The sequence below is a fragment of the Rhodococcus sp. NPDC049939 genome, assembly GCF_040656415.1.
In the GTDB taxonomy this organism is placed as follows: domain Bacteria; phylum Actinomycetota; class Actinomycetes; order Mycobacteriales; family Mycobacteriaceae; genus Rhodococcus_F.
The window spans coordinates 512393-529714 of sequence record NZ_JBFAMC010000003.1 but is presented as its reverse complement, the minus strand read 5'-3'; the positions used below and the strand labels follow the sequence as shown (position 1 = coordinate 529714).

17 protein-coding genes are annotated in these 17322 nt (G+C 61.8%); 8 read left to right on the top strand and 9 right to left on the bottom strand.

All coding sequences use genetic code 11. The features are described from left to right. The first annotated feature begins 261 nt into the window (after positions 1-261). The 3 genes from AB0I57_RS14655 (at position 262) to AB0I57_RS14645 (ending at position 3151) form a co-directional block, all read left to right on the top strand. Positions 262-873: a hypothetical protein gene (locus AB0I57_RS14655; protein ID WP_358336251.1), complete on the top strand. Its 612-nt coding sequence runs from the start codon at positions 262-264 to the stop codon at positions 871-873. 108 nt (positions 874-981) lie between these two features. Continuing rightward, the gene (locus AB0I57_RS14650) at positions 982-2631 is read left to right on the top strand and encodes an AAA family ATPase (RefSeq protein ID WP_358336248.1); all 1650 of its coding nucleotides are present in this window, start codon (positions 982-984) and stop codon (positions 2629-2631) included. 292 nt (positions 2632-2923) lie between these two features. Then, a complete protein-coding gene (locus AB0I57_RS14645) occupies positions 2924-3151 on the top strand; it encodes a hypothetical protein (RefSeq protein ID WP_358336246.1) in 228 nt (75 codons plus the stop codon). A gap of 150 nt (positions 3152-3301) precedes the next feature. On the opposite strand, the gene AB0I57_RS14640 is transcribed toward AB0I57_RS14645, so the two are convergent. The 4 genes from AB0I57_RS14640 to AB0I57_RS14625 all read right to left on the bottom strand — a co-directional run bounded on the left by AB0I57_RS14640 (position 3302) and on the right by AB0I57_RS14625 (position 5967). Beyond that, positions 3302-3625 (bottom strand): hypothetical protein, encoded by a 324-nt coding sequence (locus AB0I57_RS14640; RefSeq protein ID WP_358336243.1) that lies wholly within the window; start codon positions 3623-3625, stop codon positions 3302-3304. A gap of 233 nt (positions 3626-3858) precedes the next feature. Then, positions 3859-4323 (bottom strand): hypothetical protein, encoded by a 465-nt coding sequence (locus AB0I57_RS14635; protein WP_358336240.1) that lies wholly within the window; start codon positions 4321-4323, stop codon positions 3859-3861. Between the two features lie 247 nt (positions 4324-4570). Further along, positions 4571-5023 carry a hypothetical protein gene (locus tag AB0I57_RS14630; RefSeq protein ID WP_358336237.1) on the bottom strand — a complete coding sequence of 151 codons (453 nt, stop codon included), beginning with the start codon at positions 5021-5023 and terminating at the stop codon, positions 4571-4573. 494 nt (positions 5024-5517) lie between these two features. Beyond that, positions 5518-5967 (bottom strand): HNH endonuclease, encoded by a 450-nt coding sequence (locus AB0I57_RS14625; protein WP_358336235.1) that lies wholly within the window; start codon positions 5965-5967, stop codon positions 5518-5520. A gap of 132 nt (positions 5968-6099) precedes the next feature. On the opposite strand from AB0I57_RS14625, the gene AB0I57_RS14620 reads away from it, so the two are divergent. Further along, positions 6100-6363, top strand: a complete 264-nt coding sequence (locus AB0I57_RS14620) for a DUF4190 domain-containing protein (protein ID WP_358336232.1) — start codon at positions 6100-6102, stop codon at positions 6361-6363. Between the two features lie 245 nt (positions 6364-6608). On the opposite strand, the gene AB0I57_RS14615 is transcribed toward AB0I57_RS14620, so the two are convergent. From AB0I57_RS14615 to AB0I57_RS14605, 3 genes are all read right to left on the bottom strand, one after another. Then, complete coding sequence (locus AB0I57_RS14615; RefSeq protein ID WP_358336230.1) at positions 6609-6950, bottom strand: DUF732 domain-containing protein; 342 nt, start codon at positions 6948-6950, stop codon at positions 6609-6611. Positions 6951-7291: 341 nt separating this feature from the next. After that, on the bottom strand, positions 7292-7432 hold the full coding sequence (locus tag AB0I57_RS14610) for a hypothetical protein (RefSeq protein ID WP_358336228.1): 141 nt from the start codon (positions 7430-7432) through the stop codon (positions 7292-7294). A gap of 2206 nt (positions 7433-9638) precedes the next feature. Further along, positions 9639-10892, bottom strand: coding sequence for a YncE family protein (locus AB0I57_RS14605; protein ID WP_358336225.1), 1254 nt, complete (start codon positions 10890-10892; stop codon positions 9639-9641). 574 nt (positions 10893-11466) lie between these two features. Here AB0I57_RS14605 and AB0I57_RS14600 point away from each other — a divergent pair. After that, a complete protein-coding gene (locus tag AB0I57_RS14600; protein WP_358336222.1) occupies positions 11467-11625 on the top strand; it encodes a hypothetical protein in 159 nt (52 codons plus the stop codon). A gap of 61 nt (positions 11626-11686) precedes the next feature. Next, on the top strand, positions 11687-11923 hold the full coding sequence (locus tag AB0I57_RS14595) for a hypothetical protein (protein WP_358336220.1): 237 nt from the start codon (positions 11687-11689) through the stop codon (positions 11921-11923). A 1058-nt stretch (positions 11924-12981) separates the two neighbouring features. Here the strand turns inward: AB0I57_RS14595 and AB0I57_RS14590 are convergent. Next, the gene (locus AB0I57_RS14590; protein ID WP_358336217.1) at positions 12982-14049 is read right to left on the bottom strand and encodes a DUF1524 domain-containing protein; all 1068 of its coding nucleotides are present in this window, start codon (positions 14047-14049) and stop codon (positions 12982-12984) included. Positions 14050-14252: 203 nt separating this feature from the next. Here AB0I57_RS14590 and AB0I57_RS14585 point away from each other — a divergent pair, with 203 nt between their 5' ends. Both AB0I57_RS14585 and AB0I57_RS14580 read left to right on the top strand, forming a co-directional pair. Then, on the top strand, positions 14253-14945 hold the full coding sequence (locus tag AB0I57_RS14585; RefSeq protein ID WP_358336214.1) for an excalibur calcium-binding domain-containing protein: 693 nt from the start codon (positions 14253-14255) through the stop codon (positions 14943-14945). 182 nt (positions 14946-15127) lie between these two features. After that, positions 15128-16120 (top strand): hypothetical protein, encoded by a 993-nt coding sequence (locus AB0I57_RS14580; protein WP_358336211.1) that lies wholly within the window; start codon positions 15128-15130, stop codon positions 16118-16120. Between the two features lie 261 nt (positions 16121-16381). On the opposite strand, the gene AB0I57_RS14575 is transcribed toward AB0I57_RS14580, so the two are convergent. After that, complete coding sequence (locus tag AB0I57_RS14575) at positions 16382-17002, bottom strand: DUF2510 domain-containing protein (protein WP_358336208.1); 621 nt, start codon at positions 17000-17002, stop codon at positions 16382-16384. Between the last annotated feature and the right edge of the window lie 320 nt (positions 17003-17322).

The window sequence follows — 17322 nt, the reverse complement described above, 5'->3', positions numbered from 1 at the left end:
CTTCAGCTCTGCGACCAACAGGTTCGAATTTCCCTGCGGGTGTGTAACTTTCAAGCACCGTAACCCGACATCTCGCCTCCTCCGGACAAACTGCCTGGTCTTGGGCGTTGGGGCGGGCGAGTGGTTTCGATTTACCTGGAACTATGTAACGAATTCCCTTGTCTCGGAATCGCGTTCGATTTATTGCGCGTTAGCAGGAGGTCGTGCAGAGTCGTGTTTGTCCGGATTCGATATCGATCCGGCAACAACGAAGGAGCACCTATGAGTACACACGACATGGCGAGCACCGCGGAGGTCTCCGAGCTGCCGACCGAGGTGGCGATCATCCGGGATGCCGCCCGCGGTGCCGGTCTGGCGGTCGAGCACCTGACCGCCGAGGCCTTGGTCGCCGAGCGTTGGGGCTGGATGCTCGGCGGAGACGGTATCGACGAGCCGACGGTCGTCGAGCTCCACTTCGGTACGCCGGTCGCCGCGACGCTGCACCGCGATGGCACCGCCACCGAGCTCGACCTGATGACCCGGGAGGGTTGGATGGGTCTGCTCCGCGGTCTCGTCGGGGACGGCCACACGATGGCGGAGCAGGCGGAGGAGGTGCTCGAGGAGGTCGAGTCACGCGGACACCCGTTCCGCGGCGAGCAGCCGGTGCGCGGGGAGGACTGGCCGACCCTGGCGCCCAGAGGAATTCCGATCGGGGCTATCGAGACCCATCGGGGCGGTGAGATCGCCGTCGAGGATCCGGTGGCGGGTCAGGCGTTCGTCTACAGCCTCGTCGGCTGGCAGGTCCAGCTCACGCCGATCCTGCAGACGGTGGACGGGGATGTCCTCCGGCCGCCGACGGCGGACTGGCACCTCGTGTCCGAGGACGCGGATTAGTCGCGTCGAAGATTTCGACCGTCTACGGTCAGGCAGTCACACGAAAAACGACCCGGCCCGCTTCGCAAGAGCGGGCCGGGTCCAAACGAGAGAGATATTCTAATTCCTATGGTACACAGTGGTTCTGATGAACGCAACGAGAAAGATGGCGACTCCCTCGCCAATTGGCCGGTCCTCGTCGCCATGGCGGACAGCGACGACCTCACCGATGCGGATCGCGAGGCGGCTGCCGAGGAGAACGCTCGGCTCACCGAGGCGTACGAGGCGGAAATCCGGGCGGCGCTCGCGGCCGTCCCTCCGTCGGTGGTCCGGGTGCTCGAGCGGCTCAGGGAGTACGGCTCTATCGCGCAGATCAGCGACGACGGCGGCGAGTTCTGGGCCAGCGCACCGTGTCCGGTCTGCCGGTCCGAGCTTCAGGTCGTGCACTACGGTGGGAGCACCGAAATCGTTTGCGACGGCTGCAGCCACGACCTCGGTGTCGAGGGCGGGGTGGATACCGCGCTGGCGATGGGTCTGACCCCCGAGGACCTAGACGACATCCCCTACGTCTCGTCGACCCCGGAGTCCTCCGCAGAGGAGCGAGCCGCTGCGATTCCGGTCTTCGACCACCCCTCCGCAGCCGTCCGTGAGCAGGTGCGCAGGCGTTGGGAGAGGGATGAGGGCGACCGGGTATACAAATCCTGGATGCTGGCTCAAGGCGACGACATCCCCTTCGACGCAGGCACTCTCGGAGAGATCCTGGATCGCCCGGAGGAGCCGCCGAGCCGGATCGCCGACCTCATCCCGTCGGACGCGGGTACGCTCGTCGTGGCGGCACGGAAGACGGGCAAGACCACGTTCACCCTCAACTTGACGCACAGTCTGATCACCGGTGAGAAATTCCTCGGGCGGTTCGACACGGTGCCGATCGCCAAGGAGGCGAGGGTCGCGCTGCTGAATTTCGAGGTTTCCGCGGCACAGGCGGCGCGCTGGGCGGACGAGGTCGGCATCGACCACGACCGGCTGCTGATCGTCAACCTCCGCGGTCGCCGGAACCCTCTCGGCCACGAGGCGGATCAGGCCATTCTGGCCCAGCTCCTCCGCGACCACCATGTTGAGTCGTTGATCGTGGACCCGTTCGGGCGCGCCTACACCGGGACGGACCAGAATTCCGCGTCCGAGGTCGGAGCGTGGCTGGTCAATCTGGACAGATTCGCCCGGGCGGAGGCCGGTGTCCGCGACATCATCTTGCCGGTACACGCAGGGTGGAACGGCGAGCGTACTCGCGGCTCGTCGGCGCTCGAGGACTGGGCAGATTCGATCATCAATTTGACCACCGACGACACCGGTCGACGGTTCATGCGGGCGATCGGCCGCGACGTGCTCGTTGACGAGGACCAACTGTTCTTCGACCCGGCGACCCACCGCCTGGCACTGTCCGGTCTCGGTGGCCGCAAGGAGGAGAAGGAGCGGGAGAGGCAGACGAAAAAGGACGAGCGCGGCGAAACCCTCCTCCCATACCTGGTCGAGGGTGCCCGCCGCCACCCCGGATTCGGTATCGCTGAGCTCACCCAGTGGCTGGGCAGCATTCGAATCGATGGCAGAAAATTCGACTTCCGAAGCGAAGACATGACGCACGCCAGCAGGCTCGCCGTAGACCGAGGGCTCATCCGGATCGAGGTCGGCACCCGGAGAAAGAAGTGCCACTTCGTCACCGAGGCGGCGGAGGGCATCGCACCGTGGCCTGCACTGCCGGATGACCCCGATTCGGCGTCCTGATGACCCATTCCCAGCACGACCCATTCCCAGCCGGGTCGGCACCGGTTTCCGCTATCAAATCCCCAGTTCGTGACCCATTCCCACCCATTCCCACCCATTCCGGGAATGAGTAGTCCCACCCATTCCCACCCCTTATAGGGGAATGGGGGACTGGGGTGGTCACCAACTGTCTACACCACTCACCGAGAACACTCCGGAGAGGCTTTAGTCATACCAACCTGCGGAGTTCGCGGGGCGGAGAACCCGGTGGCATTGTGGATGAGACCAGAGCCGAAGACCGAAGGGACCCATCATGCCCGTCGACTATCCGCCCGACGATCTTCTGCCCGTGAAGATGTGCACGCTCGACGATTGCCCCTTCCGGGGCCGAGCGCATCGACACATCCCAAAGTACACCCGGCTGTGCAAGCAGCACACCGATCGCTTCGACCGATACGGCCGTCCCAACGCCAGGCCGCTCCGCCTCGACGTTGTCGAGAAAAAGTACACCCGGGACGGCTACCCACTGCTCGACACCTGAGCAGCGCAACACCCCAACGAATCGATCGGATCACCGTCGCGGTCGCCCCCGAAGCGCCCCGACTTCCCTCACGGTGATCGGGGCGTTCTGCTGCCAGTACTCTCCGGAGGGTCGTCCGCCACCAAGGCCGACATCGACCTGCCGCCCGTCTCACGCCTCCGGCGCGGGCGACCGTCCCGCACCTGTCGCTTGCTCGAGGCGTTCGACCAGCCTGGCCTTCTCTGACGGGGTGAGTCGACGGGCACGGTCATAGAGGCGGTCCAGTTTGGATCGAGATCGTCGGCCGTCGCGCAACCACTGAAGGATGGTTGTCTTCTCGGCGCGCTTCAGTCCCTTGACCTCGGCGTAGACCTCGTCGAGGGTCTCCGGCAGCCCTGCTTCCTCACGAACCGGCTCATTGCAGCGCTTGCATTCGGCTTGCGGATTGTCGATGTCGTCGGTTCCGCCGAGTTTATTGCGGGATTCGGTGTCCAATGGACATGACAGCGGTTCCCGGCGGAGCACACCCGCCGGGGGCTTTCTCGTGTCCGGAGAAGGGGGTGTCGAAAGGCGCCCGTCGACAGTCGACACGTGTCGACACGGGGAATGTCGACACAACGTCGAGACTAGGATCCGCCGGGCGTCGGGAGTTCGGTCGTCTCCGGCGGCACCGGATCGTCTGTCGTTGCTTCCGGGGCAACTGATCGAAGGAGCGCCGGTGGTGGTGTTCAGTCGCGCAACGCCCGGAACCGAAGCAGCGTGGTCGCACCCGGCGAATGTGGTGAGTAACCGCCGACCTGGACCCCGATGCCCAGCGGGGTGTATGTCTGCGCCACCGCCTCGTCCAGCGCCGCCTGGTCGAGGTTGTACGGCTCGGAGGTCCAGACCAACCTCCTGTCGCCGTCCCGCCATAGCCGGGTGTGTTCGAGTATCGCGATCCCGTAGGCCCGGCAGGGGCAGTCGAGGCGAGGACGGCACCTCTTGCGGATCACCCGCAGCACGCACGGGTATCCTTTGTCTTCCGGAAGGAGCCCGTGGTGCTTGAACATCTCGCGCTCGCGGATGGTGCGGAATCGGTACCCCTTCCAACCCGCGTCCTGGTCGTGCGGGGCGAGGCAGGCTTCGCAGACCATAACCGAGCGGGCGTTGTAGATGAACGTGTCACGGCCACACAAGTGACAGCGTGTCGGCATGGGCAGCTCCTCGGTGTCGGTGTTTCGACACCATATCGGAACGCCCCCAGCCGCTCTGCGAACGGCGGCCGGAGGGTCGCCTGGCAATCCTCACACAGTCGCCGACGCCGAGGTCGATCGGACCATCCTCGAAGTGGTCTCAAGACTCGACGAGACGGCGTGCCAGTGGACTACGGCCGTGGCCGGACCAAGAGAGGGCCAGATGGCCCACTTGCCCGGGACATCATGAGTCAATAACGCCTGTCGCTCACCCGACGATCAGAGAGTTGTACCCGCCGCCGTAGCTCCTGTCTTCGGCTCGTAGGTACTCCGCCTGCACGGGGCCACCGGTACTGGCGAATACTGACTGGGGGTGGACACTGTAGATTGCGGCATACAGGTACGGCGAGTTGTTGTTCTTTATCCGAGCAAAAACGTGGTTGTCGTAGCCGGGGTTGTAGTCGAGTACTCCAGTCATGACCCCGCAGTATCCCTGGCCGTCCACATACGAAGGCAGGGTGACGTTCAGCCTCTCCTGCTGTCCGAAGTAGTCGTACCAGAGCAGGTCGTTGCCGTGCTGGTTCCTGCTACAGAAGACATACTTGGCTTCGGGGCCGGAGATGGCTACAGCCTGTGCCGTCGGCGCGGGGGCTACGGTGAGTCCTGCGGTACCGGCAGCGATCGAGGCGGCTGCGGAGATAGTGCGCACGAGATTCTTCATTCTGTCCCCCCTGGTGTTCGACAGTTGCAGTAAGCGATATCGCCGATGGTGCGGCACCGGCAAGGCGCAAAACAAGACCGTAGGCCCCCCATTCAGGGTCGGGCCCCGTTTCAGGCGAGGCTACACGAGACATGGTTTAGGGAAGGTCGTTTCGGGTCAACCGGTCGGGAATCCGCTGCATCTCAACGGATATGGACGAAGCCGCGACCTGAGGCATCACCCTCTGAGCGCCGATGCGGCGCCAGGAGAGGCTCCAACGACGACCGAGACGACGAAGGCTGAGCCTGCAGCAACCAGGCTCGTACCTTCAAGCAATGCTGGCACGAGACGACCCGGAAACCCGAAATCCGCCTCGCGCTCGCGCGGGCCCGCACCTGATCTACCGAACGGCAACTACCGCCACCTACGTAGCGGTGCTATCGGGAGGGTAGTCCACCGCCTTCACACAGGAGCTGGCAGGCGATCAATGGCTCAGCGGAGCGGGATGCTGCTGCCTACAGGCCGAACTCCTCGTTCGACTTGACACCTTTGCTGGAGTTACAGGACGCGCACAGCGTCTGAAGGTTCTCAAGAGTGGCCGGGCCACCGCCTCGTTCCGGGACGATGTGATCGGCGCGCAGGTTCTTCCGCACTCCGCATTTGCGGCAGGCGTACTCGTCGCGCTCGAACACCTGAGTACGAAGCGTGTTGGAAATCTTCTTCTTCCGATAGCCCTGAGGCCTGGAGCCGAACTGTTCGCGCAACGCGTTCCGGAGAATCTCGACTGTCCACGCCCCGTCGTCGCCGTAATCTGCATCGGTGTAGCAGACCTCGGCGATCTCCTTGGCAAGCTCTTCGATGAGATGGACTGCAGCGTCCCGGACGGACTGCTCTCGCCGAGCGATCGCCTCCATATCAGCATAGGAGAGGCCGCCCCACCGCTCGGTCTGTCCACGCTCGGACATACCCCGCTCCCTTCTCTACGTGTGAGGTGGAAGCGTACTTGGACCGTGCGACAACAGGGTCACGCCCACCTTCGAGCAGTTCCGGCCCGGAAACCCGAAATCGGGCGTACCTACCCGCTAGCCTGTTTCGGCATGACATCTGCAAACGCCACAACACCAGCAGTCGACACGCGCCAGCCGATTCCGGAGAAGACGAACACCGCTGCGATGATCGGGCTGTTCTCCGCGTTGGTCGGCCTCGCCCCTGTGGCGATCGTCTTCGGGATCATGGGCGTCCGCGAGACCGCTCGTCGACCAAACGAGTCCGGCGGAGGGGCCGCCCAGGCCGCAATCATTCTGGGACTGTTCGAGATCGGCATCCTGCTCATCATCGCGCTCGCGCAGGCGCGTTCCTGACCTCCCAATCAGCGGTCACACCACCCCCGTAGCCACCGCGACCACCGGGCCGTCCAGAGCGCCTTCGACCACCCCGGTCCGGAGCGCTTCTTCGTGCCGCGGTGCGGATCCGGAACGGCACGAGGATGGTTCGGGTAGGGCCGGGCGATTCCAATCGCGCAGAGGGGCTCTCAGGGTGTGCGGGCCGACCGGACGAGGAGGTTTCGCCGGGACCTGCCACCCGTGCGATAGGTCTTCCTCCTCGATTACTCTATCGCGGCCGTTGCATCCTCAACCTTCTCCCAATGTGCGGGGCAGTAGGTCTGGATTGCGGGTCCAACGTACAACGCAGCCGTATCACCGTCCATGTACTCGAACATGGTCTCGGCGACCCCGCGGAGGGATGTCCCATCGTCCAGGGCGGAGCATATGGCTTGGCCCAATCTAATACGACTCTCGTCGGAATCAAATCCTGCGTAGAGGCCCTCAGTGACGCGGAGATAGGTGGCCTCAGTCATGGTCGGTTCTTCGGCGCCGCAGGCGGTGAGCACGGCCACCGAGAGGAGGGCGGTCACTGCCCCTAAGACGGCGCGAACAGGCTTCTTCATCGGATCCTCTTTCGTTCTCAGTTCCATACACGCGGGCAGCGCGCGAGCCTTGCTGCACCTGGTTGGACCCAGAGTCGTAGAGCCCGAACGGATTCCCCCCACGCGCTAACCAGTGCCCTGGTGTGTTGGAACGATAACCCACTTCTGTGTCTGCGGTGGCGAACGACACTCCGGCGCGGTAAGGAGTCAGACACCACCCGGGCCGTTGCGCCGTGGTGCGATCTCTCGGCCAGCCTTCACCATCGCCACTCCTCCGCGAAGTACAGACTCTCTTTCAAAAGCCGATCATGTCGCGCCAGTTCGAGTGCAGCATCGATCTCGTCGTCGGTGAGATCCCCCCGCTATTGGCCCACATTGATGAATCCGATCAACTGGACGACACCATCCTGCTCGATGCGATACTCCAATCGCCGTCGAGATCCTTCATCCAAGTCGGCGGCGTACCTGTCGACCAACCGATCCAGCAGCTCACCCGAGTTCATCACCGCACCACGCTACCGCACCAATCCTCGGTGAGGTTGATCCTGGAGCTCGGCCACAACGTCGTCGAGCGTGCGCCGGGCGCCGGAGTCGAACTCGAAATTCACGACACACAGCTTCTCCCTTCGCGTGGAAGAAATAGCGGTCGACACCGATCCTTTCCTCCAATTAGTCAAGCGCCCAACGCAATGGCCCACCCGCGCCCGGATACTCCCATCTCACGGCGTCTATCTCAACGCCGTCCGGCAATTGGAAGTTCACATACCCACGGACGCACTCTCCTGGCGCAAGCTCGCCGTGACTGATCGTCGGCTCGAACGGCTGACTCGTCGAGTCATGGGCCCTGTACTCACGATGTGCAGCGTCAACAAGTCTAAACCCGTATCCCGTCTTAGTGATCTGCTCATTGCCCGCGCAAAGTTCAGCATCAAGAACGGTCCAGGCGCTGGGCTCACCACGACGCGAAAAGGACGGATCCGGAACCCGATCAGTCGGGTTCTCTAACGTCAACGGCGTTACTGTCACGCCATCATTCGTCGTCTGTGATTCCCCCAACGCGAAGGTTGTTCCTACGGGAATTGGTGCAGCACTGGATGATACCAGCGGCTGCAACGTGTTGGGTGTATTCGGCGCTGATGCACCGGCAGCCACCAGTGGCTGCTGTGCGTCGGTTTCATTAGGTGCCGATGCATCACCACATCCGGCAATTAGCAGGGAAATGCCAGCGACTCCACATGCAACGATCAGCGCTCTCTTCATCGGATCTTCCTTCTCCTCATGATCACGGCTCAAGCTAGTCGCCAATAGCGGACCTTTTGGACATTGCGAGTGACGCTACTAGAAATTGGGAAGCATATCCGAGGACTCAACTAATCACGCGCCGAATCGGTCACCTAGATTTGCGCGGAACGGTTTTCGTTCCGTCTAGCTTGATTGGCGGTTATCCACCAGCTTGCTACACACCAGCCGTGTGCGCGCGGAATGCCTGGATTGGCGCGGACGTCGCACCTTCGGCATTTCCAGACCATGGCGTACGCGAGCCCGCGATACGCGGCATACGAAACAGCGCGGATGCGAAGCGCCGCAAACAGAGCCAGGTGCCTCCCAGTGGTCGAACCTCACAAGTTGTCGGACTGAACCCGAACGCCTCGCTGCGGAGGGCGATTCCCCGCGTGACTGGTCACACCGGACATGGAACGCGCGGAGGTGTCAGGAATCGTTCGCCAGATAGGGATGACCTGAGACGGGGTACTAGTGATCTGGCGGAAAGGAATTCGGAGAACCGTGATTGGCTTCGTAATCGATCTCGTAGCCGTACAACCAGCAGGGCAGCAGACGGGCCTTGAGATCGGCTCTCAGTTTGCGCCACACGCTGCCCGATCGCCCAGCGTTCCTACCTACCATCGACTCATTTCTCTAGGCGCGCTCAAGTCCTCGAAGTTGGACCCCCGCCGACGCGACCGGTGAAGGAGTCGTACCGGGGCGCGGGCATCCACCCCGAGCGCGTTGACACACGGCAGCGGCGAGGCTCGTGGGAGGCTTCGACGCTCGATGATCGCGTTTTCGCAGGCCGAAAGGGGATAGGGGGTCCGAAAACCTCTAGGTCTGGGCCAAGGGTGCAGGCCGCGGTCCCCGAACTGTCTCTCCCTGGGGTCTCGCCCCGGTTCGCGCGCGCGTGCGCGAGATCGACTTGCGAGAGAATTCAAGCCCGAGGTTCGCTGGAAGTGATCTTCGGAGGCGGAGACGGAGGACCCCGTGCCAACGAGTGGTGTCCCCTGTCTTGACTCAAGCCGTCCAACAGCACGGGAACCGATCACCAACGTTGCGCGTCCAACCGAATATGGCACTGAGTCCGGACGACCCGCACCTTGAGGACTTCATCCTCTGGGATCTGCAGTGGCACCGAGGATGGAAACCCCTACGGTTCGGGCGGAGCCTGATCCCGGCAGCCGTCCCTCCGATGGTGGCGAAGGCCTCGGGGGAAACTGAAACCGGTACGCAGCTTCAACTTCGGGCGCGAGAACTCCGGAATTGGTGAGTACAGGCGCCGTAGGCCTGAAAGCGCCCCACCACCAAACCGGTATAGTTAGTTCACGTTTCTGGGGGTAGAACAGGCCCGTCACACCGGGCTGCGCCCGATAGCGTCGTGGCGTGAAATGTTGAGAGCCAACGCAAGAACACTGCCGCCGGACCTTTGAGCATGTTTCTTCACTCTGGTATCAAGTCCAAGTTTTCTGGGCAGTAGTTTTCGACAATGATGCGGAAGAATGTGTTCAGATCTTCTTCCGAGTTGATGGAGTCGGCGATGCGTCGTCCGTATACGTACATCAAGAACTGACCGGAACCGGACACCTGATACCTCGCGCCTTCCTCAAGCCCGGAGCAGGTCCTTGTGCCGTAGTCGTTCTCGGCCAGCGCCTCGATAAGTAGCGCCGGGTCATATCCCGCCGGAAGAAATGTGGACAGAGCCTGTGTGAAATCATCTTGTGTTCCATCGGGTGTGCTTGACGATTCCGAGACCTCGGGCGCTGACGATAAGGTGGGATCCCAGCGCGAAATGGTGGAGTCCAGTCCGTCGATCACGAAGAGCGCGCGGGAGTTCGGGTCGATGGCTAATCCGGTCGGGTTACTGCCTGTCCTGAATATAGTGACCAGGGCAAAACTGCGCCCATCCACGACCGCTACCGACTCGTTGTTGCTGGCACCCAGATAGATGAAGTTCTCCGCTGCATCGACTGCGATGTCGGTCGGCGGGAGCCCAGCACGCGTCGTAGCAGGCGTGCGGGTCACAGCATCGACGGAGACGAGGGTGCCGTCAAAGTAGTTCGCTGCATACGCGATACCGGTGTCAGGATTGACCGCCACCGCAACCTGTTGTGATTGATCACCGACCGCGACTGAAGAGACGACGGTGGACTGATTTGGGTCGAGGGTCCACATGGTCGGGCCGTCGGAGTCGACGGCGTAAACGAGCTGGGTGTTCGGATCGACGGCTACTCCCTCTGGATCCCACGGTGAGCTACGGTCCACGGGTGGGATAGGAATCTCGCCGATCACCGTATGTGTTCTATCGTCGATCACCACGATCCTGCCGTCACTGTCGGCGGCGTAGACCCGACCACTTTCGGGATCGATTGCGATCGATTTGAGACTCCCTCCTGTTTCTATCGTCGAGTTGAACGCGTTGGTTTCGAGGTCGACGACGACTACTTCACTACCACCAGTCGTGGCGTAGAGGGTCCTGGTCGCGGGGCTGATGACCATCACGTCTGGGGTTCGCGGCGTGTCGATCAGTTGACCCGCGAGCCAATGGTGTCCGCCGGGTCTATCGGGTATCGAGATGGTTGCGACAGTTGCGAGAGTTGTTTTATTCACGACCGCGATCCGGCCTTGGACAGTATGGCCTACGTAGAGGAAGTTGGTCGTCGGGTCCACCACGATCGAACCCGGAGAAGATGGCACCGGGTTCTCCATTGAGAAGATCGTCCTGACTGTCTCGGTATGGACTACTGCAGGTCCGGGCACCTCTGGTGCTTGACTCACTTCGCCTGCTGAAGCGGGTTGCTCAGCGCTCTGGCTATCGGCAGGAGCCGACGATCCACAACCAGACATGGCCACTGCAAGAGCCAAGACAGGCACCGCTGCGGATAGTCTCATTGCCCCCCTTTCAATCTGATCGCCATACTCTGATTGGTCAGCACCCACATCCCTTGTCGATCTTGCCACAGGCGGTTCAGGATCCGCCCGATCCCGACACATCAACGTCGGCTGATCCCGCGGGAGAAAGATATCCCAGTTCGAATAGGCACAAGGCCCTCGTGCGAGACCTCCAGAAGCCTCGGTAGTCGGCTACGAATCGTAGCTCGGAATCGCTCCCTGTGCGGCTCCGGTGATGTGGTGAGACGTCAGTAACGCCTGACGGGAATCCGATCACTGGGACCCCGGACACGGATTCCCCTACGACTTAGTCATCGCCCGCGCCAACCAGATCCTCAACCCCGCACCGACTCCCCCACCCCCTACCGAGGAGGACGACATGTTCAGCGACGACGACCGCAGGCTGCTGCGCGAGCTCCACCAGCGGATCCGCACCGGCTGGCCCCAGCTCGGTACCAACGACAAGGGCGAGCCACTCACCCTGGTCGACGCCCTCGCCGACCTGTGCAAGCACCTGCTCGACGGAGGTGCCAAGTGAGCTTCCTCGCCAAACTTCTGGCCAGCGAGCCAGTTCGGCTCTTGTCTATCCGCTCCTGACCGTGCTCGTTGGCCTGCTGCTTGCCCGCGGCATCATTGACGCCGAACTCGCCGACCTGATCACCGGCGGCCTGACTCTGGTGCTCGGTATCACCGCCGCCGAGAAGGCCCGCAACAAGGTCACTCCCACCGTCAAGGTCGTCGAGACCGTGGAGACGCCGCGCCCCGGATGTGTTCGACGCGGGACACGGTCAGCGACAGCTCCAGACTCCGGTAGAAACAGGCGCCGATTCGGTTGAGCCGAGAGCTTAGCAACGATGTGCGGCAAGGCTTCTGTCGCGATGAGAGCTAAATGCCTCAGCACGATCGTTGTCGTAGGCAGGGCAAGTCCGTCCCACCAAGGCATCAATGGCCTCGGAGAGTGCGCGGTGGGACGGTCTCGCGAAGCTTACGATTTTGCCGGTTCGATCAACGCATAGGTAACCGTGCTCGAAGAGAGCATCACAACCAAGAACGCAGAGAGGCATCGAATTTGACGAGAAACTCAAGCGTTCACGCTCATCACATTCCGCGCGTCGCTTGATGTGTGCAGCTACAAGTAAGTTCACTGGCAATAATTCTCCGCATAGCGCGCAGCGCAGTTCACTCTTGCCGTTGAAGTGGTACTTGCGGAGAGCAGATTGCTCAACTCTTCGCATAGTTGAAACCTGCGCGTCGGTGGCTGCTGGGTCCCGGGTCCCGGAGTCAGGCTCGCCAGCTACCCACACTCCCGGGCCGACGCTTAGGCAGGCCTCCTTAAGAAGGAGAACACCTTCGTCGGGATCAAGAGGCGAGATATACCTGTTCCCTACTCCGCCGTCTGCATCTATAGGCCCCGGCGTGCCGTGGTGTAGGAGTCCGGCGACCTGTTTTTCTGTAATCTCTAGCCCCTTCATGATCGGCTCGACGGTAACAAGCCACCCCATGTTGAGGGAATCATGTTTGGTCGGATAGTGCGCTGGGCGGGGCGCGTCACGCCAGGAAGTAGTGGCCATACTGATAGCCCTCAGGAATCCTTTGGCGTAGTGGAAGACGAAGTCTCCTGGGAGAATGTCCTGGAGCAGTTTCTTATCCGGCATTTCTTTACCGTCGATCGTGAGACCCCCCCACAAGTTTCCGTCATCGATCACGTCCTTGTAGTTATGTCCTTGGCAGACCCACCAATACGCCATTACAGCCCCACTTTATTCATCGGCACCGGTCATTCGCACTGTAGTCTTGAAGTAACCAGCTTGGCGGCTCATCAAAGCTGAACTGCCCCACAGGGTTCCTCCCTGGACCGGGTCGAATTCGGGATCCCTTCAGTGGGCAGGCGTGATCATTCGCAGGCGACGCCGTCGTTGTCGCGGTCGAGTTTACTCCTGTAGCCGGGTTCGCCGACATAGATGGGTGCGGCACCCGCGGCCCGGGCTGCGGAGCAATTCTGGTAATAGGCTCCACCTCCGCTTGGCGCCGGTGCAGGTGCCGGTGCCGGTGCCGGTTCCTGCGGAACGGGTGCGGGCGGCGGTGACGGAGGAGCGACAGTTGTGGTCGGCATTGCAGGAACTGGGTCCGGAGCAGGCGCGGGTGCGGCACCGCAATCAGACAACACCCTTGCGATCGTGTCCTTTTCGGCCTGCGTCACCCACAACCCGTATGCGGCCTTGACCTCTACCTGCCTCGAAACGTAGGTGCATCGGTACAACTTGTTCGGCGGCAGCCAGGTTGCGGCGTCACCGTCACCCTTCTGCCCGTTCGTTGGCCCGTCCACCGCCTGCAAATTCCTGGGGTCGTTTGCAAAGTCGCGGCGGGCCTGTTCGTCGAGTTGCTGGGCACCCTTCTGCCACGCATCCGAGAGAGCAACGACGTGATCGATCTGAACGGCATTCGAGGTGCCTTCGCCGCGGGCGAACTCGATTGTCTTGCCGGTGTAGGTGTCGCTGAGCGTGCCGGTGAGCACGGTGCAGTTACTCGAGCCGGGCTCGAAGGTCAGGTTCGTCAGGTCCCGACGGAGGATGTCGTTGCGGGTGTCGCAGCCATTGTTGCCGCCGTCTACGCTGACATCGTCCGACCACGCCGACCCGAACAGAGCACGGTCGTAGCCGGTCTTCGGCGCACGTCCCTTCACGGGCAGGGATTCGAGTTGTGTCAAGGCAGTAGCCGTATCGGCGGAAACAGGCTGTGCGAGAACCACACTCGTCGTGATCGACGGTGCCTCCGACGTTGATGTCGGTGTGCTGGTGGTGCTCGAAGGCTGGATGGTCGTGGTGAGCGATTCGGATGCGGCGACGGCGGTGGTTTCGGTGGTCGTGCCGCAACCGGTGACACCGACCACTGCCGCAGTAGCCGCCGCGCTGAGCGTCAACGCGGTCCGCGTGCGCGCGAACACGGCCGAACGATCGAACATTTTCGGAATCTCCCCCTAGAGTCTCGAGCGCTCAAGTGGAGCGCCCCGGGGATACTAGCGGTGGTAGCCGACAGGCCTGGCCGATTTGGTCAATTCGAATAGGCCACCGTGTCATCGGGCTCGCTCCAGACTTGTTGCCTTACCCAACGGCATGATCGACTACGTCCTGCGAGCACTTTGTTACTGTGCTATCAATTTCCACCATGAGACTTGGATCCGCTGCTGCAGCTATTGCGGCCGCGCTGACGATGCTCGCCGCACCTGCGACCGCAGTCGCTGACCCCGCGCCGGTGATGCCAACCGGTGTTGTGCTCGATGTAGTGGACGGAGACACGGTCCGCGTGCTCGACGCTGTCCGTGGTGACGTAACCGTACGTATCCTCGGCATCGATACGCCCGAGATGAAGAAGCCGGGCCACACCATGGGTTGTTGGGGGCCGGAGGCAACGGACTTTGCACGCGCCACCCTCCAAGGCCAACCGGTAGCGGTGATCGGTGATCCAACTCAGGATGCGTTCGACCGGTACGGCCGGACTCTGGCCTATGTCGTTCGGCCCGATGGGTTCAACTACAGCATCGAGGCGGCGCGCGTGGGTGCCGCGAAGTCGTACGTCTTCGACAACCGGCCCGTGAGCCGCGCAGGGGAGATTGCGGAGGCAGAGAGGCAGGCCCGCGACGGCGGTGCCGGGCTCTGGGGCGCACTGTGCTCAGGCAATACGGACTCGCACCCCATAGCAGCCCCGGCACCGGCACCCGCACCGGTACCAAGCGGTGGCGCGGCGTACTACAAGAACTGCACCGCCGCTCGTGCTGCTGGTGCCGCACCCATCTATGTCGGCGAACCCGGCTACAGGAGTAAACTCGACCGCGACAACGACGGCGTCGCCTGCGAATGATCACGGCCTGTCTACAGCTGAATATCTAATCAGAGAACATCCGTTCTCTCCGCGAAGAGCTTCCCGGGTTCATCCGTGGGGCTCTTCGCTTTCCGGAGTTGGCTGGCCAAAAACTCGTGCGCTCGCGTTTGGAAGTGGAGATTTCCAAGAAATCGAGTCGAGGCCTGATCCATACTTAGTGCGTGAATCGTATCGAGTGGGATATCGAAGGGACCGATCGTCTCCTATACATCGACGACAATCGTCTATCTTCGTCCATGAAGTCCCGTGTCGAGAAGTTGCGGAACACCAATCAGACGGAGAGGGTGCGCCCAGTTCCTCCCGGATATAAGCCGGAACACGGGGGCGAAGGCTTTTGGTCAATCACCGGTGGGATCGTTTTTGCTGGAATTTTTGGACCTATCGTGGGAGTGCTTTTTCATCCGATCGTGGGCTGGGTTCTTGTTGGATTCCTCGTATTCATTCCAATAGCCTTGGTGATTTTTGGTATTCACCTTGATAAGGAAATGGTTGAGATCTCGAAAGCAACAGTCGTAATCAAGCTTTCCTCGTTTGAGCGATCAGGTCGGAGCGATGCCAGCTCAAGTGAGGTCACCCGAATCGCATCCCAGCCGTTCGGTACTGACCGAATCGACCAACTACTCGCCGCGGCAATTGGAATCAGCGATGCCATTCCGGAGACAGGAGCATGGAGCACTAAGTACCTCGACGCCCATCGGGTGCAGTTGAACCTGGACGAAGAGCGCGAGCAGATCGTCCAGCACTGTTTGGCACTGCGAATCGCGACCGACCGACTGGGAAGCAAGCCCGTCGGAGAATCGGCAGCGGCGAAAACGGCGCGGGATGCGTTCGCTGCGACCCGTAAGCCGCTGGATCTTGTCTGGAATCGCCTCACCGAGCGTGTCGCTGTCCTCGAGGAATACCTCGAGAGTCTCGTTGCGTTGGATTTGGAACTGGAACATGCAGAGACCGCGCGCCGTGCGTTGAGTGTCGATGACGAGATCGGCGCATTGCTGGAGAACGCCGTTGGAGACGAGTTCGCGGCTGAGCATATGCGGGATCTCAGAGACCAGACGCGCGCGATCACGGCTGCCATCAATGAGTTGGTCGAGTCATTGGATGGGAATCTGCAGACCCTTCTGACGTTTTCGGGGACTGAAAGTGATCACGAGTAGTCCACACCGTGCGGCAGCGTTCCGGCGAACTACTTCGCCCTCGGAATCAACTTCGGTCCGTTCATCCGCCTGACTCCGGTGACCTGAGTCCAATGGTCTTTCACTACAAGGTATCTACGTATATCCGATCAGTCTCGGATGGAAAACTGCCGACCTACACCGTCGTTCGGCGGTACCAGACCCGGCCGACTCCGAGTGTATAAACCACCAGACGGCCCGCCACCTCACCTGAGGCAGCGGGCCGTTTCGGTGTCCTCGGTGTCAGTTCCGCGTAATGTTGACCACGCATTCATCCACTGCCTGGACACGCTCGTCACCGGCTGAGACACCCAGCGCGCTGCTCGCCTTTGGCCAACTCGTCCCGTTACGTGCGCCGCCGGTCGATGAGTACGGCAGGCTGTCGGAGATCACCCATACATCGGAGCGGTTCTTCATCTTGCCGGTCGAATCCACGGTGGTTGCGCCGAGGAACGTCAGACCGTCGTCCTGAATGACGGTGCCGTTGATCAGATCCTGACCCGCCTTGGTCAAACCAGACGCAACCAACGCAACAAGCGCCTCATCCGCAGGAGCGCAGCGAGGGTCCGAGTTGAACACCGGACGTGGTGCCGCGGGCGGCTCGACTGGCGCGGGAGCTTCCGCTGCGGGAGCCTCGGCCGGGGCAGGAGGAGCGGGTGCCTCTGCCTCCGCCGATGGTTCCATGGCGACTTCCATCTCCGCCTGCGTGGTTGGCTCAGCAGCCGTGTCGTCCATGTCCTCCTCCGGCGGTCCTGCGATTTCACCGATCACTGCGAGGGCCACGAACACGGCGACGACCGACAACAACACAACAAGCCACTTCGGACGCTTCTTCTTCGGCGTATCGCCGGGAATCTGTGTCATGCGCAGCATCAAAGCACACACGGCCGACGAAAAGTTATGACCTTCGTCCCAGATCAGGCTTCACGGCGTGTCGCATTTGACACATGAGTTGCGCTAGCTTCAGACGCCCCACGCAACCAGGTCCCGCACCAAAGCCTGATGCAAGGACCTCTCGGTAGCGGGGTATGTGCTATGCACACCCATACCGGAGGTCCTCGCCACCTGTGAACTGCACTAACTATCGAACGTCAGCGAGCCGGTGCTTCCACTGTCCAGCGACCCGGTGCTTATGCTTCCACTGTCCAGCGAGCCGCTGCTTCCACTGGGGCTCTCAGGCTCGG

Excerpts from the sequence above, each read along its gene's own strand:
- AB0I57_RS14655 (WP_358336251.1), top strand. The coding sequence starts at position 262 with ATGAGTACACACGACATGGCGAGCACCGCGGAGGTCTCCGAGCTGCCG.
- AB0I57_RS14650 (WP_358336248.1), top strand. The coding sequence starts at position 982 with ATGGTACACAGTGGTTCTGATGAACGCAACGAGAAAGATGGCGACTCC.
- AB0I57_RS14645 (WP_358336246.1), top strand. The coding sequence starts at position 2,924 with ATGCCCGTCGACTATCCGCCCGACGATCTTCTGCCCGTGAAGATGTGC.
- AB0I57_RS14635 (WP_358336240.1), bottom strand. The coding sequence starts at position 4,323 with ATGCCGACACGCTGTCACTTGTGTGGCCGTGACACGTTCATCTACAAC.
- AB0I57_RS14630 (WP_358336237.1), bottom strand. The coding sequence starts at position 5,023 with ATGAAGAATCTCGTGCGCACTATCTCCGCAGCCGCCTCGATCGCTGCC.
- AB0I57_RS14625 (WP_358336235.1), bottom strand. The coding sequence starts at position 5,967 with ATGTCCGAGCGTGGACAGACCGAGCGGTGGGGCGGCCTCTCCTATGCT.
- AB0I57_RS14620 (WP_358336232.1), top strand. The coding sequence starts at position 6,100 with ATGACATCTGCAAACGCCACAACACCAGCAGTCGACACGCGCCAGCCG.
- AB0I57_RS14615 (WP_358336230.1), bottom strand. The coding sequence starts at position 6,950 with ATGAAGAAGCCTGTTCGCGCCGTCTTAGGGGCAGTGACCGCCCTCCTC.
- AB0I57_RS14610 (WP_358336228.1), bottom strand. The coding sequence starts at position 7,432 with ATGAACTCGGGTGAGCTGCTGGATCGGTTGGTCGACAGGTACGCCGCC.
- AB0I57_RS14600 (WP_358336222.1), top strand. The coding sequence starts at position 11,467 with ATGTTCAGCGACGACGACCGCAGGCTGCTGCGCGAGCTCCACCAGCGG.
- AB0I57_RS14590 (WP_358336217.1), bottom strand. The coding sequence starts at position 14,049 with ATGTTCGATCGTTCGGCCGTGTTCGCGCGCACGCGGACCGCGTTGACG.
- AB0I57_RS14585 (WP_358336214.1), top strand. The coding sequence starts at position 14,253 with ATGAGACTTGGATCCGCTGCTGCAGCTATTGCGGCCGCGCTGACGATG.
- AB0I57_RS14575 (WP_358336208.1), bottom strand. The coding sequence starts at position 17,002 with ATGACACAGATTCCCGGCGATACGCCGAAGAAGAAGCGTCCGAAGTGG.